Raw genomic sequence first — 21275 nt, 5'->3', positions numbered from 1 at the left:
CCCCGCTCTCAGCGGACCTACGGTCCGCCTGCCGCGTCAGCACAAAGCATAGCTTTGTGCGAGAGCTGGGCGGGGGAGGGACTGCCGCTGAACGCCGGCAAAGCTCCTGTCCCCCTCCCCCGCCCAGCGCGGGAGGGTCGGGGTGGGGGCAAGTGCGGCCCGCTCAAACCGCAATCCGCATGATCTCCTGGTACGCCTGGACCATCTTGTCGCGGATGGCGACGACGCTCTGCACCGTCATCTCCGCCGCCAGGACCGAGCGCACGACGTCCTGCGCGCTGGCCTTGCCCGACACGGCGGCGAGCGACACCCGCTCGCTCTCCTTCAGCGTGTCGACCGCCTGCGAGATCGACTTGTCGAGGAAACCGCCGAAGTCGCTTTCGGCGCTCGCCGCCACCGCGTCGGTCTGGCCGGCGGCGGACAGCGGCGATGTCGCGGCCTGGGTTTCGGCAAGGCCACCGACGTTGGCGCTGCGGTTGGCGGCGTAGGCGGCGGCGACGCGGCCGACGGACATCTCGATCATGGGACGGCTCCTCAGCTGCGCAGCAGGTCGACGACGCGGTTCATCATCGCGCGCGACTGTTCGATGACGTTCATGCTGGCCTCGAAGGCGCGGCCGGCTTCGCGCATGTCCATCATCTCGATCAGCGGCTGGACGTTGGGCTTCTTGACATAGCCCTTGTCGTCGGCCGCCGGGTGCGAGGGGTCGTAGGCGAGCTGGAAGTCGCTGCGGTCGCGGCCGATCTGCTTGACCTGCACCAGTTCCGCGCCGACGCCGCGATCCATCACGCTGTCGAAGGACACCGTCTTGCGGCGATAGGGGTCGCCGCCCTTGGTCGTGGCGGTGGAATCGGCGTTGGCAAGGTTTTCCGCCACCACGCGCAGGCGGGTCGATTGCGCCTGAAGCCCGGCACCGGCGATCTTCAGCGTGGCGCCGAGAACATCGTTCATCATCGCTCGTCTCCGTCCTAAAAGGCCGTCAGCTATTTCTCCAGGCCATGCGCAGCATCTGCACATTGCGCTGGAACAGGCTGGTGGTCAGCGCGAAGGCGTCGCGGGTCTCGCTGCCCTTGATCATCTCCTGGTCCAGCGACACCGCGTTGCCGCTGGGGGTCGATTCCCACAAACCCGCCTTGCCTTCCTCGCGGTAGGGCGTGGCGGCGCGGCTGCCGACCAGATGCAGGCCGGAGGTACGGGCGGTCTCCACCGGGCGGATGCCCTCCATGACGCTGTCGAAGGATTTCAGGTCGCGCGCCTGGTAGTCGGGCGTGTTGGCGTTCACGACATTCTCGGCGATCAGCTTCTGCCGCTGCGCCAGATAGTCGAGGCGCGTACCGGCAAGCTGGAATAAACCGATTTTACTCAAATCCATTGCGACCTCGTTCCACCACATCTCACCGGAACACGAGGCGGACGATGAGGCCGCCCGTTTAAAACCGGATTTAAATTCGCTGCTCTAGGCTGTGCCCATCGACAGGCATGATGGAGACAGCGCCGATGCCGGCACTCGCCACCCTGGCGGCGGAACTCGACCGGCTGCCGACGCGCCAGTGGCGCGGGGAAATCCGCTCCGCCGCCGGCATGACGCTGGAGGTCGACGGGCTGCAGCGCGTGCTGTCGGTCGGCGACAAATGCCATGCGGAAACCCTGCGCGACGGGCGCGTGCTGTGCGAGACCATCGGCTTCCGCAACGGCCGCTCTCTGCTGATGGCTTTCGACAATCTGGATGGGGTGGCGGAGGGCTGCGCCGCCGTCACCGACGACACCGCCTTCATGCTGCGCCCCGGTCCGGGATGGCTCGGCCGGGTGGTGAACGCGCTGGGCGAGCCCATCGACGGCAAGGGTCCGTTGGTGAATGGCGAGCATCCGCGATCCTTGCGCCAGCCGCCGCCGGCCGCCTGTGCCCGGCGGCGGGTGGGGGCGCGGCTGGACAGCGGCATCCGGGTGATCGACAGCTTCGTCCCGCTGTGCCGTGGGCAGCGGCTGGGCGTCTTCGCCGGGTCGGGCGTCGGCAAATCGACCCTGCTGGCGATGGCCGCCCGCCATGCCGAGGCCGACGCCATCGTCATCGGCCTGATCGGCGAGCGCGGGCGCGAGGTGCGCGAATTCATCCAGGACGATCTGGGGCCGGAGGGGCTGGCGCGCTCCGTCGTCATCGTCGCCACGTCGGACGAGCCGCCGCTGATGCGCCGTCAGGCCGCGCTGCTGACCATGACGGTGGCGGAGGAGTTGCGGGATCAGGGCAAGCATGTGCTGTGCCTGATGGACAGCGTCACCCGCTTCGCCATGGCCCAGCGCGAGATCGGACTGGCCGCCGGGGAACCGCCGACCGCCAAGAGCTATCCGCCCAGCGTCTTCGCCGAGCTGCCCCGCCTGCTGGAACGGGCCGGGCCCGGGCCGGAAGGGAATGGTGAGGGCGACATCACCGCCATCTTCACCGTGCTGGTCGATGGCGACGACCATGACGAGCCCATCGCCGACGCGGTGCGCGGCATCCTCGACGGGCATCTGGTGCTGGACCGCAAAATCGCCGAGCAGGGGCGCTATCCCGCCGTCAACCTGCTGCGCAGCGTGTCGCGCACCCTGCCCGGCTGCCATGACGGGCGGGAGAACCGCATCGTCGGCCGCGCCCGCGCGCTGGCCGCCACCTATGACGGCATGAAGGAGATGATCCGGCTCGGCGCCTACAAGCGCGGCACCGATCCGGAAACCGACGCCGCCATCGACCTGCACCCGCAGCTGGAAGACTTCCTGCGCCAGGGCAAGGACGACCCCTCCCCTTCCGCCGAGAGTTTCGCGCGGCTGGAGGCTCTGCTCGCCGCCATCGGAGACCATGCATGAGCGTGAATACGAGACTGGCCGCCCAAGCCGTCACCCCGCCGACCGCCCAACGCAAATCCAATGAGCCGGAGGAAACGCTGGCCGACAGGATGAGCGTCGGGTTCGACGACCTGCTCGACGTGGTCAACCCGCTCCAGCAATTGCCGGTGGTGTCGTCGGTCTACCGCGAGGCGACGGGGGAAAGCATCTCGATCCCGGCACGGCTGGCCGGCGGATTCCTGTTCGGCGGCCTGCCCGGCCTGATCGGCAGCGCCGCGATGGTGGCGTTCGAGGAGATCACCGGCGACAGCGTGTTGGGCCATATCGGCAGTTTGCTGGAGGATGGGACAGAGACGGCGGCGGAGGGTGCGCCGGCCGGGACGCTGCCCTGGATGGCCGGCGGCGGGAATGGCGGCGATCCCGCCCTGCCCTCCCCCCAATCGCTGGCGGAAGCGCTGCGGCGCAAGTCCGGTGCGGCGACGGAAACAGACATAGTGGCGCCGGCGGGCGAACAGCCGGCGCCGCAACTGCTGGCGAAGCTCTACAGCCTGGAGGCGACGGCGAAGGCCGGCGCGACGCGCAAGGAGGGGTGACCTCATCCGGCTCCCTCTCCCGCCCCGGGAGAGGGAAGGGGCCCATGGCATCGCCATGGGAAGGGTGAGGGGTGATCCAAGAAACCATGCGGTTCGGGAGCCTTGCCCTGCCCCTCACCCTCCCCACGCCTGCGGCGCGGGTCCCCTCCCTCTCCCGGGGCGGGAGAGGGCATTTATCGCCGGATGTGATCACCTTTAAAACATGACCAACCCGCCCTTGCGCACCACCGCCGGGCGCAGTTCAATGATCCGCACGGCTTTCCATGATGAGCGGGCTGGCGGTGGACGAAGACAACGATGACGGCATGGGTAAGGGACGGCGGCGTCTGTGGCTTCTGGTCGGCCATGGAGCGGTCGGTCTGGCCACCGCCGGGGCGTTCCTGCCCATCCTGCCCACCGTCCCCTTCCTGCTGGTCGCCGGCTGGGCCTACGCCCGCAGCAATCCCGAATTGCGGGAGCGGATGCGCAACGACCCGCGGTTCGGCCCTGCCGTGCGCGAGTGGCAGGACCGCGGCGCCATTCCGGTGAAGGCGAAGGTCATGGCGGTCGGCGGGATGTCGTCCAGCTTCGCCGTGCTTGCCCTGTCGTCGCCCGGATACCCGGTGCTCGCCGGCACCGGCGCGGTGATGGCGGCGGCCGCTGTGTATGTGGTGTCGCGTCCGCCGCCTTCGGACAGATAGGCTCCCCTCACCAGCCCAGCCACTTGCCGTATTCGTGGACGACGTCCTGGGTGATCGCCTCGCGGGAGGTGCGATCCGGCGGCAGGTACTTGTGAAGGCCGCCGCGCAGGATGACCTCCACGCGCCGTTGCCATGCCGCGCGATTGTCCTGCATCTCCGGGAAGGCGAAGGTCATCGGATGGTAGGCGCGGGCGCGGACGGAGTAGGAGAACTCCTCCTCCCCGTTGCGCAGCACGGCGATGCCGGCGCTGAAGGCGCCCGTCTCGATCTCGACGCGCCGGCCGTGCCGTTCCAGCTCCAGCGCCACGTCGCGCAACGCCGGCTGCACCGTCTCGGCGATGAAGCGGGCAACCTCCTGCCGCGCCGCCGTGCCGCCGGGGGGAAGGGAGGCCTGCGCCGCGGTCCGGCGGCCGACCATCGCGGCCAGCCGCTGCCGCCAGTCGCCGTTGATCGCCGGCTGCTGCGGGAAGGCCCCTTCGGCGGGAGCGCCGGGGCCGATGGATTCGCGGATCGTGCGCCGGTCCTGCGCCACGCTGCGCTCCTCGCGCAGGCTGACCACCAGACTGACGCACATCAGCACCATGACCACCACGAAGGGCAGCGCGGTGGTGACCGCCGCCGTCTGCAACGCCTGCAATCCGCCGACCAGCAGCAGGATGGCGGCGACGACGCCGGACAGCACCGCCCAGAAGATGCGGGTGGCGATGGGCGGATCCTGGTTGCCGCCGGAGCCGATGATGTCGATGACCAGCGCGCCGGAATCGGCCGAGGTGACGAAGAAGGTGATGACCATCAGCGTGCCGATGGCGGAGGTGATCGTGCTCAGGGGCAGGCGGTCCAGCATGACGAACAGTGCGGTGGGCACGCTGTCGGCCACCGCCTTGGCCATGCCGCCGCCTTCGAACATCTCGATGTGGATGGCGGTTTCGCCGAACACGGTGAACCAGACGAAGGTCAGGGCGACCGGCGCGAACAGCACGCCGCCGATGAATTCGCGGATGGTGCGGCCGCGCGACACCCGCGCGATGAACATGCCGACGAAGGGCGCCCAGGAAATCCACCACCCCCAGTAGAACATGGTCCAGCTCGCCTGCCATTCGGCGCCGGAATAGGGCAGCGTGCGGAAGCTGGTGAAGGGAAGCGTCCACAGATAGCGGCCGATATTCTCGACCAAAGTGGACAACAGGAAGACCGTCGGGCCGAGCAGGAAGACGAAGGCCAGCAGCAGAAGCCCGGCCAGCATGTTCAGTTCGCTCAGGCGGCGGATGCCCTTGCCGACGCCGCTGACGGCGGATGCGGTTGCGATCGCGGTGATGACGGCGATCAGCACCATCTGCTGCACCGTGCCGACGCTGAGCAATCCCAGATACTCAAGCCCCGCGTTGATCTGCATGACGCCGAGGCCAAGCGAGGTGGCGATGCCGAACAGCGTGCCGAAGATGGCGACGATGTCGACGATATGGCCGGGCCAGCCGCGGATGCGGTCGCCGAGCAGGGGGTAGAGCGCCGAGCGGATCGTCAGCGGCAGATCGTGGCGATAGGCGAAATAACCCAAAGCCAGCCCGACGACGATGTAGATGCCCCAGGCATGCAGGCCCCAATGCAGGAAGGCCAGATTCATCGCCTCGCGCGCGGCGTCCGGCGTTCCGCCTTCGCCGACGCGCGGGTTGGAGAAATGCAGCATCGGCTCGGCGACGCCGTAGAACAGCAGGCCGATGCCCATACCGGCGCTGAACAGCATGGCGAACCATGTGGGATAGCTGAATTCCGGCTCGTCATCGTCCTTGCCGAGCTTGATCGCGCTGTAGGGGCTGATGAAGAGCCACAGGGCGAACAGCAGGAATCCGGCGACGGTCAGGACATAGAACCAGCCGAAATTCCCGACGATGGCGGCCTGCACCGCCGAAACTTGGGCGCCGAACGGTTCGGTGAACAATGCCGCCACCGCGACGAAAAGAAGAATTATCCCTCCGGCTGTAAAAGAAACGGTTTTGTTGATCCCATGCATATTGGCACTCCGAAACAAACCCGCCCAAGCGTAAGCGTGTCGAGACGCTGACAGCACAACGACGCGGGTGAGTGAATGTTGCGAGCTTACCAGGAAAAGCCAGTGATCGGCATCCGTACGCAAACTGCTCGCATCGCGCGAATATCGTATTCGCACAAATCGAAGCGCGGGATCATACATATTTTCCGGGCGCCGTCAAACATCTTGACCTGAGCCATGAGATCATTTTGCGCCGACAATCTCTCAGTAACTGCCCTCTTTCTTATTATAGGCGCCTCAATATGAAGAAATAAACGGTCGTTTGTGCAGAACCTTCTCTCTATTCGCAAAGTCCTGCTGATCAATACAGAGATTTTCACTCCGTAATCCAGGGTGCGGACAAAGAAAAAGGGCCGCCGTTTCCGGCAGCCCTTTCCCTTCCGTCCTCAATCCGCCGGTCAGGCGGCGACGCGGTCCTGCCCCGGATGAGCCATGCGGGCCAGCGCCGCCGGCTCGATGGCCACCCGCAGATGGGCGTGGCTGTCGTCGTCGCGGCGGCCGACCACTTCGCCATGGGCATAGAGCCAGGCGAGAGTCGCGCCGTCGCCATGCGCGACATCCAGTTCCACCAGCTCGCGGCCGGCAGTCATCCGGTCGTCGAGAATGCGGAACAGCGCGTCCAGCCTCCCGCCGGTCGCGGCGGACACCGCGCAGGCGTTGCCGGTCCGCCCGGCGCGGGCGAGCACGGCGTCAAGCTCCGCCCCGTCCAGCAGGTCGATCTTGTTGGCGACCTCGACCACGCGCGGGTCACGCTCCGGATCGATGCCGAGATCGGTCAGGATCGCCTCCACGTCGGCCTTCTGGGCCTCGGTGTCGGGGTGGGCGATGTCGCGGACATGCAGGATGATGTCGGCCGACTGCACCTCCTCCAACGTGGCGCGGAAGGCAGCGACCAGATGGGTCGGCAGGTCGGAGATGAAACCGACCGTGTCGGACAGGATCACCTTGCGCCCGGACGGCAGCACCACCTGACGCATGGTCGGGTCGAGCGTGGCGAACAGCAAGTCCTTCGCGAACACCTCGGCGCCGGCCATCCGGTTGAACAGGGTGGACTTGCCGGCGTTGGTGTAGCCGACCAGCGCCACCACCGGATACGGCACCTTGGCGCGCGCCTTGCGGTGCAGGCCGCGGGTGCGGCGGACGTCGTCCAGTTCCCGCTTGATCTTGACGATGCGGTTGCCGATCAGGCGGCGGTCAAGCTCCAGCTGCGATTCACCGGGGCCGCCGAGGAAGCCGAAGCCGCCGCGCTGGCGTTCCAAGTGGGTCCAGGACCGCACCAGCCGCGACTTTTGGTAGCTCAGCGACGCCAGTTCGACCTGAAGCTGGCCTTCATGGGTGCGGGCGCGGGCGCCGAAGATCTCGAGGATCAGGCCGGTGCGGTCGATGACCTTGGCGCCGAACGCCCTCTCCAGGTTGCGCTGCTGCACCGGGGTCAGGGCATGGTCGACGATGACGAGGTCGATGGCCTCGTCCGCCTCGCGCGCGTCTTCGATCAGCTTGGCATACTGCTCGATGGCGCCGCCGCCCAGCAGGGTGGCCGGGCGCGGCTGGTTGACCTTGACGACAGCGGCCTGCGCCACGTCGAGGTCGATGGCCGCGGCAAGGCCGACCGCTTCCTCCAGCGAGGCGTCGGGGCTGCGGTCGGTTTCGGCCCCGCGCAGGACCGGGTGGAGAACAAGGGCGCGGCCCAAAGCGGACCGCGGAGTGTCGGTGGTTTTCAAATCGGTGGTCTGATGCGTGCCCATGAGGCTCCTTTGTCCGCCCCGACGCCGGATGCGTGGGGGCATGCGCGCATCCCTCGCGGATGCGAAGCTCGAAATTTGGGAAGAAAGGGTCCTCTCCGACCCCACCGGCGGCGCCACGGCACGGGGGAGGGTCGCGGCGGCCTGCGCGTCACGGGGTCGGAGAGGAGAGCGTCGGCACACCCGAGGCGGGAGGCCGAACCGGGGAACTTAGATCAAGGGAAGTCACCGAAGTTGCCGCGCCGGCCGGGAAGGCGGCCTCGTGACGCGGGGGTCGTACGGGGATAGATGTGGACTTGGGCGCTTGGAACAAGGGCGTGCGAAGGATTTTTTGGGGAAGTTTGGCGGTATGCGCCCTCTCCCGCCCCGGTAGAGGGAATATCTGGCATTCTCTCTCACGGACCTGCGCTGTTGCGCAACACCTGTTTGATGGTCATGATTTGGGCCAGCTCCCGACAGGAATTGCCGCAGATCGGCAATCGGACGTATAATGTTCATATTACGCAAATCGCGTGTTTGCATAAAGTTGCTCAAGAGTATTTAAATAAATTCTGAAAATAAATAACACTATATCTCAAGAATACACGAAATCGCTTCTCATTTTTTAAACAAGAAACCTTCTCTACAGTCTACTGCTATAACGTATTATACAGCAGATTGAGGCCGGCGGTTTTCCAAAACAGTGTTACTACCACGCCAAAATATTTTATTCTCGCGGATTTCGACTCCGCCATCAAAGGTGTGACGATATCATCAAAGATGATTTTTAGACTTGCGCGCAATGTTCTTTACAAGCTAATCAGAGAGCCGCCTTTGGTGGTATAAGCTTATAGGAGCATATTTGCAAAATGAACAATCAGAAGTTCCAGGCAGTGTTAGCAAATGCAGGCAGCTGGGCTAGTGTAATCGGCCTATTCATCGTATTACTACAACTAGGTACCCCAGAAAATGATGTGCAAATGAAATTATGGCGAGTAATTTTCGCCGCCATAATGATGGTGTCCTGCATTTCTGTAATACTTGTTGCGTATTACAGAATATCTTTCACCTTGCAAAAGCCAATTAGTTCAGAAAAAAAGGTGACGTTTGCGACACTACAATCGGCATTTTATCTGATTTTGTTCGCGATTTTTGCCGACGGATTTTTTGCGGCTATGTATTGGAGGTGGTGGATGGGTGATTTGATATATAAAATTCGTCATGTAATACTTTAGAAAAGCTCGGAGCCGAAACAGGTACATTAAGGTTCTATCCGGAGTTTTTGTACACTGAGCTCGTTCTGCACAACTTTTAGCGCGAATAGAAGCTGGACTGAAATTGGGAGAAATCAACTATATCAGCGCTTCCGCTCAGGGTATTGATAGACGCTCGTAGCGAGACAATTGGGCGCTTCATCCAACGATCGCCGATACACCGGGGCTCAAGCGAGAGAACGGGCAGCGGCGCGCCCAAGAAGCAGGGGCGCCCCCTTACCGGCCCATGTTGTTGCGCGACGCCTGTTCGATGGTCTTGATGTGGGCCAGCCCAGGGAGGATTTCCGAGCGGATGAACTCCAGCCGGCGCACCGGGCCGCCGCCGCGGGCGAAGCGGTGCTTCCACAGATTCATCTTCACCGCCAAGCCGCACAGCACGCCGCCGATGGTCAGGTGGTGGGTGACGATCAGGTCGCGGATGCTGCGGAAGCTCTCCGGGTTGATGTCGCGCCAGAAATCGCGGGAGCGGTTGTCGAAGCTCTCGAACCGCCCGGTGATCGAGGTGGCGATATCGGTCAGGTCGTGGCCGATCTCGTCCAGCATGCGGCGCTGGCGGACATCGCGCCGCACCTCGCTGACCTGGAACAGCTCGGCCATCCAGCCGAGGAAGCCCTGCACGTCGGGAACGATGTCGTCCAGGCAGCGCTTGAAATAGGCCAGCGACAGGAAGATGTCGGCATATTCCTCCAGGAAGGCCGGGATCTCCTGCAAGGGGATGTCGAGACGGTCGGCGGTCATCTGCAGCCGGCGCCGCGCCTCCTCCAGGTCGGGTTGGGCGAACAGGCGGACCAGCTCGTCCATGCTGGCGATGTCCGCCCCCTGCACGCCATAGACATGCTCCACCAGCGGCCGGGTGAAGACGCGCATGTAGCTGGTCAGCTCCGCCCGCTTGGCGGCCGACAGGCGCAGCGCGTCCGCCCCCTCCACGTCGATGTTCAGGCGGCGAAGCTCAAGCCGCAGACTGTAGACGTCGAAGCTGGCGGCCTCGCCGATCCGGACGATCTTGCGCAGGTCGCGGCGAAGCTCCGGGCCGTCGATGCCGAAGCATTTCGATAATTGGTCGAGGCCGATCTGGCCGCTGCCGGTCTGGGCGTCGTTGAACAGCTCCGCCACCGTCTCCAGCCGGACATTCTTGATCAGCCGCGCCCGGCGCAGTCCCGGCGTTTCCAGCGGCAGGATCGACAGGGGCAGGATGTGCAGGGCGTCGCGCCCGTCATCCTCCTCCGCCGTCGAGGCCCCGCGCAAATGCACGGCGGCGGCTCCGGTGGTGGCGGGCGGGCGGATGCGGTCGCGGCGATTGCGGTCTTGTAAATCGCCGGACCTGCGGTCTTGTAGGTCGCCGGACCTGCGGTCCTGGGGGGTGCCGGCTGGCGACTGCACGGCTGGACTCCTCCCGCTTGGCCGAGCCCCGCGGCCTGTCAGAAGCGCGGGAACCTCATCAGCGTCATGGTGATGGACGGATCGATGGAGATGACCGAGGCCCGGCCATTGCGGGAGATCGGGCCGATCGACGGCATGGCGGCGGTCGCGGTGGCGCCGCCATTCTGCATGTCGTACATCGCGGCGAAGCGGTCGAGGAACTTGGCGACCTTCTCCGGGCTCTTCAGGTCGGCGATGTCCATGCGCTTTTCCAGCAGCGCCTTCTGCTTGTCGACGTCCAGCAGCGCCGTCTGGTCCGGCAGCCCCAGCGTGGTGTAGACCACCTTGCGCAGGGCATTGTCGGCCATCACCTGGTACCAGTTGGAGATGTTCGACGACCGCCGCTGGAAATAGAGGCCGAGGCGCACCGCCGGGTTCCTGTCCTCAGACTCGACCTCCAGCGTCACGTTGACGTAGCGGTCGATGATCGCCTGGACGACGGCCGGCTGCTTCAGGTTGTCGCCGCCGTTTTCGGCGAAGCCCAGCACGGTCGCCATCTCGCGGAACTTGGTGTCGCTCATCCGGTTGGCGGTGGAATACTGGTCGCTCACCCCCTCTTCCAGAACCTTGCGGATCAGGCCGCGCGACTTTGCCTGACTGCCCAGGTCGAAGGCGTCCAGGACGAAGCGATAGAGCTTGTCGTCCTTCATGAAGTCTTCGGTGCTGGTGATCTTGCCGATGTTGTCCTGGAAATAGGAGATGGCGCGCTGCACCGCCGGGCGGCTGCGCACCGCCTGTTCGTAGCGGTCGTGGTTCTTGCTGACCATGCGCAGATCGACCAGCGTCGTCATGGCCTTAGCTCCCCGCGTGGTGGCCGATGCCGTCCGTCTGGATGGAAGGGGCCTGGATGGCAGGGGTCTGGATGGACGGCGCCGGAGCGGAGGGGGTCGGCGACAGCAGCGTGCCTTCATACTCCATCACCGGACGCAGGGCGGACAGCGCCTTGTAATAGTCGCGCTCGCCGATATGGCCCATGGCGCGGGCGATGCGGTCCTGGATGTCCGGACGGGTGAAGGTGGTGTAGAGCTGCGCCATCATCTCCGCCGCTGCACCGCTGCCGCTGGCGGCGATGGTGGGGTCGAGCAGCATGCTCTGGATCAGGAAATAGGCGCGGCGCACCGGGGTCACCGCATCCTCTTCCTGCAGGATGTCGCTGCCGCGGATGATCTGGGCGAAATTGGAGATGGTCAGGGTGTAGCGGCGGTTCTCGTTCTGCACGACGCAGCCGTTGATGACCACCCGCTCGCACGGCTTCAGGCGCAGCTTAAGTGCCATAGGACAGATCCTCCGTCGCCAGTTCCAGCGCGGGCTGCGCGGTGGCCTGTGCCGCCCCTTGCAGGCCCTGCATCACCGAGCGGTTGATGTGGAGCAGCAGGTCGATGCCGCCCTCGCCGCGCAGCACCCGCTGGGTGTTGCGGTTCACCGCGAAGGACAGCGAGACCAGACCGGCGCGCAACGCCTCCGGCAGGGCGTTGCCGTCCTCCAGCAGGTCGGCGCGTAGCGCGTTCCACAGCTCCAGGTTCCGCCACAGCGCGTCCTTCAGCGCGGCGGAGCGCCAGTCGGCGTCGCGGTTGTTCTCCAGCGCCAGGGTGATCCGCAGGAACACCCGGTACTCGATCTTTCGCGGATCGTCGCACTCGGCGATGGTCTGGTGGTAGGCGGCGATGCTCATGGGCGCACCCCTGCGGTGGGGTCCTTGGCGGCGGGATGCCGGACCGGTTGCGGTGGGTCTTTTTGAGGACAGGCGAATGGCCGGCCGTCGGCGATGCCCGCTCCGCTCCTGCTGCGGGCAGTGTGAACGGGCATGGCCGACGGGGCGGCGCCATCGTCCAGGGGATTGGACAATGACGCCGCCCATCAGGGATTTAGCGGAACAGCGACAGGATGTTCTGCGGACCCTGGTTGGCGATCGACAGAGCCTGGATGGCGAGCTGCTGCTGGACCTGGAGGGCCTGCAGGCGGCTCGATTCCTCGTTCATGTCGGCGTCGACCAGGGCGCCGATGCCCTTGTTCATCGAGTCGGTCAGCTTCGACACGAAGTCGTTCTGCACCGACACGCGGTTCTCGATCGAGCCGATGACCGACGCCTTGCCGATGGCGCTGTCGAGCAGCTTGTTGATGACTTCCAGCGACTTCTTGGAGTTGTTGACCACGTCGATCTGGGTCAGATCGGCCAGGCCGCCGAAGGCGTCGCTCTCCTTCGAGCCGACCCACAGGCCGGACACCTGGGCGGTGAAGTTGCCGTCGGTGTTCTTGTCCTGGTCGGTGAAGGTCAGCGTGTCGCCGGTGAAGGCGACCTGGAAGTCACCGCCGGCGGCGGTCAGGGCCGTGTTCACCGCCGTGGCGATGTTGCCCTGGGTGGTCGCCAGATCGGTGTCGTAGGTCTGGGCCGACAGGTCGACCGTCACATCGGCCTTGGTGCCGTCCTCCTTGGTCACGGTCAGCGTCAGGCTGCCGAGGCCGAGATTCTGGCCGTCGATGAAGGTGTCGCCGGGGGCGCCGAGCTTGATGTCGACCTTGGCCTTGGTGGCGTTGGTCGAATCGACCTGCTGCTCGATGGTGGCCTTGCCGACGATCGATTCCACGCGCATGTCCTGGCGCTGGAATTCGATGTAGCTCGGATCGACGCTGCCGTCGCTGCGGCTCAGCGACGCCAGGATGGCGACGTTCTTGTCCTTGGCCGTGCCGTCGTTGGAGTAGGCGACGCGCAGCAGGTTGTCGCCGTTGAAGGAGGCGTCGGCGGCGGCGCCCTTGATCAGCTTCACCAGCTGGTCGACGTCGTTCTGGATCAGCGACTTGTCGACGCCGTTGGTCTGGCCGGCGATGACGCGGGCCTTCAGCGTCTGCAGGTTCTCGACGATGTTCTTGGAGGCCACCGACGCGGTGTTGGTGGTGCCGGACCCCAGCTCCAGCGATTCCTTGACCGCCTTGAAGCCGGCGACGTCGGCCTTCATGGTGGTGGCGATCGACCAGTAGGCGGCGTTGTCCTTGGCGTTGTTCACCTTCAGGCCGGTCGAGATGCGGTCCTGCGTGGTCTCCAGATCCCCGGTCACGCGACGCAGGGTCTGCAGCGCGGTCATGGCGGAGGTGTTCGTCATAATCGAGGCCATGGGTATCTCCATTCGCGAGATGCATGGCGCCTTTCTGACGCCGGGGCCATTCGCGCCGGCCTTCCCGATCCAGTGTGCGGGGGCGCGAGCGGCAAATTCGAGGATGACCGAGCCGGTTTAAGCCGGAGTAAAAAATCGCACGTGTTCGGGACGGACGGGGTGGTCGGCGCCGCTCAACGGCCGATGGCGCGGGTGGCGGCGGGGGCGGCGCTGCGCGGCACCACCGGCGGAATGAAGGGCACGCGGGGGCCGGCCAGCCCGCCGGCGCTCGACCAGCGGTCCAGCATCAGCTGGGCGCGGTCGGGAGCGACATGGTCGGGCGGCGCCTCGAACTTGTAGCCGCGGCCATAGACCGTCTCGATGTACCGGCCGCCGCCGGTCGCCGTGTCGATCTTCTTGCGCAGCTTGCAGATATAGACGTCGATCACCTTGTCGAGCGGGTCGGAGCCGGACAGGCCGTAGACCTCCTCGTAGATGTGTTCCTTCGACACCACGCGGCGGTGGTTGAGGGCCAGCACCGACAGGATCGCGTGCTCCCGCTGGCTGAGGCGCAGGCGCTCGCCGTCCACCTCCGGGTCGCGGCCGTCGAGGAAGACGGTCAGGCGGCCGACCGTCACCGCGTTGCTGGTCAGCCCGTAGGAACGGCGGCGGATCGCCTCCAGCCGGGCGCGGATCTCGGTGCTGACCACCGGCTTCACCAGCACATCGTCCGCCCCGGCCCGCAGGATGCCGGCGGTGGTGTTGGCGCAGCGGCGTTCGATCAGGCAGATGATCGCGGCGGTCACGTTGCGGGCGCGGAGCATGGCAACGCAGGCCTCGGTATCGCCGACGTCGCCGATGATGATCGCGTCATGTCCGATGTCGATGGAGCCATGCCCGCCCACCAGATCGCGCAGGCCATTCAGGTCTAAACGGTCATGGTTAACCTTGCACAGGGCGAGTTGCTTACCGATGGCGTCGGCGATCAGATCGGCTGGCTCAATCAGCAAAGCCTGCATTGGATTCTCCATTGTCGAGCAAGCGCAGATAAAGCATTGATTTTTACGCAATTGCGTTGATGTCACATGCTTATCACAGCCCCAAAAGAACCCATCGAAAGGCTATGTGTCAACACTTTGGGGTAGCCGAGTTGATATAGGACATTCGAGCGTTTTACCCCGTTTTAATATTTTCGTTTGGATAAACACTGGATAAATTTTTATGTAACACGGGTTTTACTTTGGAATTTGGCACGACTTTATAATGATCATCACAAGCAACCAGCACTCATCTCGCCAGCCATGGTTAACGACAGTAATCGGGTGGAAAACCACTCCTCATGAATATGAACGCTGGTTTAACCCTGATGCCCTAGCGTCGCCGGGCATCCGCGTTCGAGGAGGTTCCATGTCCGGAACGAAGGCACCCGTCTTGCCGGCGGCGGTCGCCGCTGCTTGCCTGTCCGTGCTGGCGGGCTGTGCGCAATTGTCGCAGGCGCCCGACAGCGATTACCGCCAAGCCCTTGAAAAAGCGCTCACCGCCGGTCAATGCGACGGCGATGCGGTGCGCGACATGTGGTCGGCCTATGGACGGTGGTACGCGGTGGCGTCGTCGATCGCCGGCCATCCGAAGACCGACGAGGCCGTGGCCCTGCTGCGCCAGGGCGACCAATTCCGGATCCTGAACTGCACGGAGGTGGCGCGCGCGTCCTACCGGACGCTGATCCACCGCTTCCCCGAGGACGGATATGCCGCGATGCGCGAGGCCGCGCGTGACTCGCTGCGGACGCTGCCGCCGCCGCTACCCGCTCCGGGCGGGCCGACCCAGATCAGGCCGGTCGGGGAGATTTGAGGGGTAAATCGCCCTCTCCCGGGGCGGGAGAGGGAGCCTTTTCACAGCGCCAGATCGGACGACAGAGGGCGGTCCAGCCCCAGCCAGGCGTCGGCCAGCGGGCCGACGGTCAGCGCGCCGTCCAGCCGGCAGTCGGTCAGGGCGGCGCGGAAGGTCTCGTGAAGGTCGGCCAGGGCGGAGGACGGCAATCCCGCCGCCAGACGCAGGGTCACGTCCAGCCGGCGGCCGGCGAGCGTCGCCATCAGTTGCACCGGACCCAACCGCTGCGGCCGGGCCTGCAGCACCAGGGTGATGCGGTCGGACAGGCCGTCTTCGATGCCGACGGCGCACAGCAGGCTGTCGTCGCTGTCCAGAAGCGGCACGCGCGACAGCCGCCACAGCCGTCCGTCCACCGGCTGGAAGCGCGAGGCCAGCGCCCGGTCGCCGTCGTCGAGCAGCAGCCCGCCGTCGAGATCCTCCAGCCGGGCCGCCGCCTCCGGTCCCAGCCAGCCGCGGCAGCCGTCCGCCGTCGCCGCCAGGAACAGGGCGAGCGCGGCACCGAAGGTCGAATCGCAGCGCGGCAGGCATCCCCGCGCCAGCGCCGCATCGGCCGGCGACAGCGAATCGAGCAGGTCGAGCAGGCGGCGCACGAGCGGTCCGGCCTCGTCGCCGTCATCCGTGACACGCGGGGCGGGTGGCGGCGTCGCGGCGAACTGCGCGGCCAGCAGCTCCGGCGGCGGCACATGCCGGGGGACGAGGTCGCGCCCAGCCATTCAGTTGATTCCCATTGCCTGCCGCTCCGCTCAATAGACGACGGTGTCGGCGTCGTCCGATTGCGGGATGATGATGGTGCCGTCGTCGGCCATCGCCTTGGCGACGCGGACGATCTCCGCCTGGGCGTCGTTGACGTCGCGCATGCGCAAGGGGCCCATGTTCTCGATCTCGTCCAGCAGGATCAGGCGGGCGCGCTCCGACAGCACCGACAGGAAATGGTCGCGCTGGGGTGCCGGCGCCCCCTTCAGCGCGATGGCGAGCTGGCCGGTGTCGCAGCGGCGGATCACCGCCTGCAACGACACGCGGTCCAGCCGCATCAGATCCTCGAAGGTGAACATCAGCTGCTTGATGCGCTGGGTCGGCTCCGGCATCACCGTTTCCAGATCGTCGAAGATCTCGGTCAGCGTCTCGCGGTCGATGCGGTTGAAGATGTCGGCCATCCGCTCCAGCGAATCGTTGCCGTGGGTGCGGGCGTAGTTCGCCATGAACTCGTTGTGCAGGATCGATTCGATGTCCAGCAGCACCTCGCGCTGCACCGATTCGATCTGGATCATGCGCTCGATCACCTCGGTGCGGATGGCGGGGGGCAGCAGGACCAGCACCTTGGCGGCATGGTCGGCGCGCATCTTGGACAGGATGACCGCCGCGGTCTGGGGATATTCGCCGGCAAGATAGCTGGCGAGCACTCCCTCGTTCACGTTGGACATCTTCTCCCACATGGTGCGGCCGGCGGGACCGCGGATCTCGCCCATGATCTCCGTCACACGGTCGGCCGGCAGGAAGCGGTTCAGCATCCGCTCCGTGCTGTCGTAGGAACCGACGACCGACCCGGCATTGGCGAAGCGTTCGGTGAAGATGCGCATCAGCGTCTCCACCAGATTGGAGGTGACGTTGCCGAGAGTCGCCATCGCCCGGCTGACGAGGCGGATTTCATCCTCGTCCAGCCGTTCCATCAGCCGCGAACCGCGCTCCTCGCCCAGCGCCAGGAAGATGACGGCGCTTTTCTCGATGCCGGTCAGGCTCTTGTAGTTCTCACGGATCTTGATCGGCGATCCCATGGCGTCACCTCAGAAGGAATAATCGGCGGAGGGGGCGGAGGGCGGGGCGGTACCGGACGCGTCGGCCGGCGGCAGGGCCAGAGCACGGTCGTGGCGGAAGGCGACCGCCATCACCGCACCGGCCACCAGCAGCAGCGGGTGCGGGATCAGCGGGTTTGGGTCGAGGGCGGACAGCAGCCCGGCGACCGAGCCGTCCTCCGGCACCGCGACGCCGCGGCGGCGGGCCAGGGCGAGAAGGCTGTCGGCGAGACTGGCGGGAGGCTCTGGGGTGACGCGCGGGTCGTCCATCCTCACACTCCGTAGGAGCGGATCAGGCTGCCGGCGATCAGGAACCAGCCGTCGGTCAGCACGAAGAAGATGATCTTGAAGGGCAGCGCGATCATCACCGGCGGCAGCATCATCATGCCCATCGCCATCAGGATCGCCGCCACCACCATGTCGATCACCAGGAAGGGCAGGAACAGCAGGAAGCCGATCTCGAAGGCACGACGCAGCTCCGACAGCAGGAAGGCCGGCATCAGCAGCCGCAGGTCGACGCTTTCCGCCGTCACCGGGCGCTCGTCCTTCTCCGGGGCGGTGGTTTCGGTCGCAGGCTTCGGCTTTGCTGTGAAGGCGGCGAAGGCGGCGAGGTCGCGTTCGCGGACGTGGGAGGCCATGAAGCCGCGGAAGGGCTCGATCATGCGCTCCAAGCCCTGTTCCTGGGTGACCTGCTCGTTCAGCAGCGGGCGCAGGCCGTCCTGCCAGGCGCTGTCGATCACCGGCCCCATGATGTGGAAGGTCAGGAACATGGCGAGGCTGACCAGCACCATGTTCGGCGGCGACTGCTGCAGGCCGAGCGCGGAGCGCAGCAGCGACAGCACGACGATGATGCGGGTGAAGCAGGTGACCATGATGAGCAGGCCGGGCGCGACGCTGAGCACCGTCAGCAGCACGATGCCCTGGACGATCCGCCCCGACAGGCTGGCGCCATCCGTCAGCGATCCCAAGGCGCCGAGGTCGAGCGGGGCCGCCGCGGCGGGGCCGGCGGCGAGAGTCGCGGCGAGGAGAAGGGCAAGGGTGCGGAGGCGCATGCGGGGGCTTTCGGGGGGTTCCCCCTCTCCCCCCCGGGGAGAGGGTCGGGGTGAGGGGGATGCATAAGTAGGATTCTCGGGAAAGGGCCGCCGCGCGTCCCCCTCACCCTAACCCTCTCCCCGGGGGGGAGAGGGGATTCTGCTCAATCGATCTCCAGCTCCGTGCGCACGATCTCGGTCAGGGTCACGCCCAGCCGCTGGTCCTCGACGATCACCACCTCGCCTCTCGCGACCAGACGGTGGTTGACCAGGACCTCGACCGGTTCGTCCACCTTGCGCTCCAGCTCCAGCACGGCGCCGCGGCCGAGCTTCAGCAGTTGCGCCACCAGCATGCTGGTGCGGCCAAGGACGACCTGAACGTCCACCGGCACGTTGTAGATCGCGTTCATCGGGCCGTCGTAAGGCTTGTCGCCAATCCTGTCCGGGGCCTTCTCAGCCTGCTTGGGATCGTCGTCGAGCATGTCGAGGTTCAAGGGAGGCATGAGGGTTCTCGCTTCGGATCGTTAAAGGTCGGTGGACAGCGCCGGTGTCAGGGCAGCGGCGGCGCGGTCGGTGAGGTCGGCGACGGCGGCCTCGATGGCGGCGGGATCGCGGCGGAGGGAGCCGGCGCCCCAGTTCGCCTCCACGGCGCCCACCGCCAGCGCCGGGTCGCCCTGGATGACGAGACGGCCATGGAAGACGCCCTGCCCGGCCAGCCGCTCTTCCAGCGGGAGGCAGAGCGAGGGGTGCAGGCGCAGGGTCAGCACGGGAGCTTGTCCGGCGGCGCGCAGGGCGTCGGCGGCGAGACGCTCCACCTCGGCACGGGCGACCTGATCGAGCAGGCGCGGCGCCATGCGGCGGACCAGCGCCAGCAGCACGACGGCGCCCTGGGCCTCCAGCCGCTCCATCAGGGCGGCATGGTCGGCGTCGAGCGCCCCCATCCGCTGCGCCAGTTGGTCGAGGGTGGCGGACAGCTCCGCCTCGATGCGGCGGGCGGCGGTGAGTTCACCCTCGCGGCGGCCCTGGGCCAGGCCCTCGGCCAAGGCGGCTTCGCGGGTTTGCTCCAGCGCCGCCCGGTGCTCGCGTTCTGACAAAGTCGGCAGGTCGAGCGGGTCGGCGATCTCCACCGCTTCCGGCTCCGCGACCGCGACGGGGACGCCGAAGCTGTGGTCGAAGCGGTAGCGCGGGTAGGCGGCCATCACGCCACCTCCTCATAGAGCCAGGACCGCAGGATATCGATGGCCTCGTCCGGATACTGGTCGACCAGCTCGCCCAGCCGGCGGATGGAGGAGGCGCGGACGCGGCCCTCGACGGTGCGCAGCTCGATCAGCTGGTCCATCGTCTCTTCGATGCCCAGTTGCGGCGCCATCGGGGCGGCGGCAAGGGCGGGGTCGGCTTCCGCGCCGTCGGGCAGCGCCGCACCGGCGGCGGCGGCGCCCGCCATGGCCGGGCCGGTCAATTGCGGCATGGCGCCGCCGGCCGGGGCGGACAGCGCCGGGGCTTCCGCCACCACCGGTTCCGGCGCCGGGAAGACGCGGCGGATCAGCGGACGCAGGCCGACCAGGATCACCAGGGCGGAGAGCACCAGCAGGATCACCCACTGGATCAGCGTCATGACGTTGCGGGTCAGCGTCTCGGCGATCTCGTCGCCCAGCGGACGGGGGGCGAGGTCGGGGGCGAGGTCGACGAATTCCAGATTGTCCACCGTCACCCGGTCGCCGCGCGCCTCGCTGAAGCCCATGGCGGAGCGGACCAGCTCGGTCAGGCGCTGAAGCTCCTCCGCCGAGCGCGGCTCGTACTGGCGGGTGCCGTCGGCGGCGGTCTTCCAGGTGCCGTTGACCAGCACGGCGACGCTGAGGCGGCGGACGTCGCCCGGCTCGATCACCGTTTCGCGGCTGACGTTGGAGATCTCGTAGTTGACCGTCTCCTCCTGCCGCTTGCTGTCGTTGGAGGATTGCGGCCCCTGCGCCTGGGCGCGGACGTCGCGCTGCGGCAGGTTCTGTTCGGCGGTGACCGGCGGTTCGCCGTTGGTGTCCTGGCTGCGGTCCTGCTCCTGCACGGTCTGGGTGGAGCGGACGACCTGGCTGTTGGGGTCGAAGGTCTGGCTGCGCACCACCTCGCGCTTGGTCTCCACCTCGGCGGCGACCTGGACACGGACATTGCCGGCGCCGAGCCGGGCGGTCAGCATCTGCTCCACCGCGCGGGCGACGCGGGTTTCCGCCGCGACGCGCAGCCCGTCGGTGCGGGCCGAGGCCAGCCCCGGCCCGTCATCCTCGGTCAGCAGAAGCTCGCCGGAGGAATCCATCACCGTCACCGCGCTGGGCTTCAGGTTGGGCACGGCGGCGGAGACGAGGTGGCGGATCGACAGGGCCTGCTTGCGGTCCATCGATCCCCGGCCGCGCATGCGCACCACCACCGACGCGGTCGGCTTGGGGGCGTTGCGCGAGAACTCCTCGCGTTCCGGCAGGACGATGTGGACGCGGGCGGCCTCGACGCCGGACAGCGTTTCGATGGTGCGGCCGAGTTCGCCCTCCATGGCGCGCAGGCGGTTGATGCGCTGCATGAAGCTGGTGATGCCGAGCGGCTTGTCGGTGTCGAACAGCTCGTAGCCGACGCCGCCGTGGGACGGCAGGCCCTTTTCCGCCAGCGCCATGCGGACGCGGGAGACGTCGGCCTGCGGAACGCTGATCGTCGTGCCGTCGAAGCCGGCATTCACCGGCACGCCCATCTCCTGCACCGCCTTGGCGATGCGGCCGGCCTCCGCCGGTTCCAGGCCGCTGTAGAGCGCGGTCATGTGCGGCTGCGACAGCAGCAGCGCCATGCCGGCGACGGCCAGGACGATGCCGAGACCGGTGCCCGCCAGGACGAGCAGCCGACCGCGCCCCAACGACCGCAAGGTGTCGATCAGACTGTCCACGGTT

Annotated in this window: 23 protein-coding genes; 5 read left to right on the top strand and 18 right to left on the bottom strand. The window is 66.5% G+C overall.

All coding sequences use genetic code 11. The annotated features are described in order from the left end of the window. Positions 1-163 precede the first annotated feature (163 nt). Genes TSH20_RS24760 through TSH20_RS24750 form a run of 3 tightly spaced genes read right to left on the bottom strand, consistent with a single transcriptional unit; the run spans position 164 to position 1372 of the window. Positions 164-523, bottom strand: a complete 360-nt coding sequence (locus TSH20_RS24760; protein WP_109157559.1) for a flagellar hook-basal body complex protein FliE — start codon at positions 521-523, stop codon at positions 164-166. 11 nt (positions 524-534) lie between these two features. Next, positions 535-954 (bottom strand): flagellar basal body rod protein FlgC, encoded by a 420-nt coding sequence (gene flgC / locus TSH20_RS24755; protein WP_109157560.1) that lies wholly within the window; start codon positions 952-954, stop codon positions 535-537. A gap of 25 nt (positions 955-979) precedes the next feature. Further along, on the bottom strand, positions 980-1372 hold the full coding sequence (locus TSH20_RS24750) for a flagellar biosynthesis protein FlgG (protein ID WP_109157561.1): 393 nt from the start codon (positions 1370-1372) through the stop codon (positions 980-982). A 125-nt stretch (positions 1373-1497) separates the two neighbouring features. Here TSH20_RS24750 and fliI point away from each other — a divergent pair, with 125 nt between their 5' ends. From fliI to TSH20_RS24735, 3 genes are all read left to right on the top strand, one after another. Further along, positions 1498-2841 (top strand): flagellar protein export ATPase FliI, encoded by a 1344-nt coding sequence (fliI, locus tag TSH20_RS24745; RefSeq protein WP_109157562.1) that lies wholly within the window; start codon positions 1498-1500, stop codon positions 2839-2841. Continuing rightward, positions 2838-3413 (top strand): hypothetical protein, encoded by a 576-nt coding sequence (locus TSH20_RS24740; RefSeq protein WP_109157563.1) that lies wholly within the window; start codon positions 2838-2840, stop codon positions 3411-3413. Before fliI ends, TSH20_RS24740 begins: the two co-directional genes overlap by 4 nt. A 281-nt stretch (positions 3414-3694) precedes the next feature. Then, a complete protein-coding gene (locus tag TSH20_RS24735) occupies positions 3695-4093 on the top strand; it encodes a YbaN family protein (RefSeq protein ID WP_247871679.1) in 399 nt (132 codons plus the stop codon). Between the two features lie 7 nt (positions 4094-4100). Here the strand turns inward: TSH20_RS24735 and TSH20_RS24730 are convergent, their stop codons facing one another. Together TSH20_RS24730 and hflX are read right to left on the bottom strand one after the other, a co-directional pair. Next, complete coding sequence (locus tag TSH20_RS24730; RefSeq protein ID WP_109157565.1) at positions 4101-6101, bottom strand: BCCT family transporter; 2001 nt, start codon at positions 6099-6101, stop codon at positions 4101-4103. A gap of 437 nt (positions 6102-6538) precedes the next feature. Further along, positions 6539-7885: a GTPase HflX gene (gene hflX / locus TSH20_RS24725; RefSeq protein WP_199232146.1), complete on the bottom strand. Its 1347-nt coding sequence runs from the start codon at positions 7883-7885 to the stop codon at positions 6539-6541. Positions 7886-8730: 845 nt separating this feature from the next. Here hflX and TSH20_RS34730 point away from each other — a divergent pair. Further along, the gene (locus TSH20_RS34730) at positions 8731-9096 is read left to right on the top strand and encodes a hypothetical protein (RefSeq protein ID WP_146205476.1); all 366 of its coding nucleotides are present in this window, start codon (positions 8731-8733) and stop codon (positions 9094-9096) included. Positions 9097-9351: 255 nt separating this feature from the next. Here TSH20_RS34730 and TSH20_RS24720 read toward each other — a convergent pair whose 3' ends face one another. From TSH20_RS24720 to TSH20_RS24695, 6 genes are all read right to left on the bottom strand, one after another. Then, the gene (locus TSH20_RS24720) at positions 9352-10515 is read right to left on the bottom strand and encodes a hypothetical protein (protein ID WP_348770453.1); all 1164 of its coding nucleotides are present in this window, start codon (positions 10513-10515) and stop codon (positions 9352-9354) included. A gap of 38 nt (positions 10516-10553) precedes the next feature. Beyond that, the gene (locus tag TSH20_RS24715) at positions 10554-11345 is read right to left on the bottom strand and encodes a DUF1217 domain-containing protein (RefSeq protein WP_109154031.1); all 792 of its coding nucleotides are present in this window, start codon (positions 11343-11345) and stop codon (positions 10554-10556) included. 4 nt (positions 11346-11349) lie between these two features. Further along, complete coding sequence (locus TSH20_RS24710; RefSeq protein WP_109157566.1) at positions 11350-11829, bottom strand: flagellar biosynthesis repressor FlbT; 480 nt, start codon at positions 11827-11829, stop codon at positions 11350-11352. Continuing rightward, positions 11819-12226: a flagellar biosynthesis regulator FlaF gene (locus TSH20_RS24705; RefSeq protein WP_109157567.1), complete on the bottom strand. Its 408-nt coding sequence runs from the start codon at positions 12224-12226 to the stop codon at positions 11819-11821. The genes TSH20_RS24710 and TSH20_RS24705 overlap by 11 nt, the downstream gene beginning before the upstream one ends. Before the next feature lie 193 nt (positions 12227-12419). Continuing rightward, the gene (locus tag TSH20_RS36195) at positions 12420-13664 is read right to left on the bottom strand and encodes a flagellin (protein WP_109157568.1); all 1245 of its coding nucleotides are present in this window, start codon (positions 13662-13664) and stop codon (positions 12420-12422) included. A gap of 173 nt (positions 13665-13837) precedes the next feature. Continuing rightward, positions 13838-14662 carry a response regulator transcription factor gene (locus tag TSH20_RS24695; RefSeq protein WP_109154035.1) on the bottom strand — a complete coding sequence of 275 codons (825 nt, stop codon included), beginning with the start codon at positions 14660-14662 and terminating at the stop codon, positions 13838-13840. Between the two features lie 388 nt (positions 14663-15050). On the opposite strand from TSH20_RS24695, the gene TSH20_RS24690 reads away from it, so the two are divergent. Next, complete coding sequence (locus TSH20_RS24690) at positions 15051-15494, top strand: hypothetical protein (RefSeq protein ID WP_109157569.1); 444 nt, start codon at positions 15051-15053, stop codon at positions 15492-15494. A 41-nt stretch (positions 15495-15535) separates the two neighbouring features. On the opposite strand, the gene TSH20_RS24685 is transcribed toward TSH20_RS24690, so the two are convergent. The 7 genes from TSH20_RS24685 to fliF form a co-directional block, all read right to left on the bottom strand. After that, complete coding sequence (locus TSH20_RS24685; protein WP_109157570.1) at positions 15536-16246, bottom strand: hypothetical protein; 711 nt, start codon at positions 16244-16246, stop codon at positions 15536-15538. 30 nt (positions 16247-16276) lie between these two features. After that, complete coding sequence (locus tag TSH20_RS24680; RefSeq protein WP_109157571.1) at positions 16277-17305, bottom strand: flagellar motor switch protein FliG; 1029 nt, start codon at positions 17303-17305, stop codon at positions 16277-16279. Positions 17306-17314: 9 nt separating this feature from the next. Beyond that, entirely contained in the window at positions 17315-17593 is a 279-nt protein-coding gene (locus TSH20_RS24675; protein ID WP_109157572.1) for a hypothetical protein, read from the bottom strand. Positions 17594-17595: 2 nt separating this feature from the next. Next, a complete protein-coding gene (gene fliP / locus TSH20_RS24670) occupies positions 17596-18375 on the bottom strand; it encodes a flagellar type III secretion system pore protein FliP (RefSeq protein ID WP_109157573.1) in 780 nt (259 codons plus the stop codon). Between the two features lie 143 nt (positions 18376-18518). Continuing rightward, positions 18519-18857 (bottom strand): flagellar motor switch protein FliN, encoded by a 339-nt coding sequence (gene fliN, locus TSH20_RS24660; protein WP_109152922.1) that lies wholly within the window; start codon positions 18855-18857, stop codon positions 18519-18521. Positions 18858-18878: 21 nt separating this feature from the next. Then, a complete protein-coding gene (locus TSH20_RS24655; protein WP_109157574.1) occupies positions 18879-19553 on the bottom strand; it encodes a flagellar assembly protein FliH in 675 nt (224 codons plus the stop codon). Further along, a complete protein-coding gene (gene fliF, locus TSH20_RS24650) occupies positions 19553-21271 on the bottom strand; it encodes a flagellar basal-body MS-ring/collar protein FliF (protein ID WP_282183585.1) in 1719 nt (572 codons plus the stop codon). The genes TSH20_RS24655 and fliF overlap by 1 nt, the downstream gene beginning before the upstream one ends. Positions 21272-21275 lie beyond the last annotated feature (4 nt).

The organism is Azospirillum sp. TSH20, from assembly GCF_003115935.1.
Classification (GTDB): domain Bacteria; phylum Pseudomonadota; class Alphaproteobacteria; order Azospirillales; family Azospirillaceae; genus Azospirillum.
Note: the sequence above shows the minus strand (reverse complement) of the source record. Positions and strands in the feature narration are given on the sequence as shown.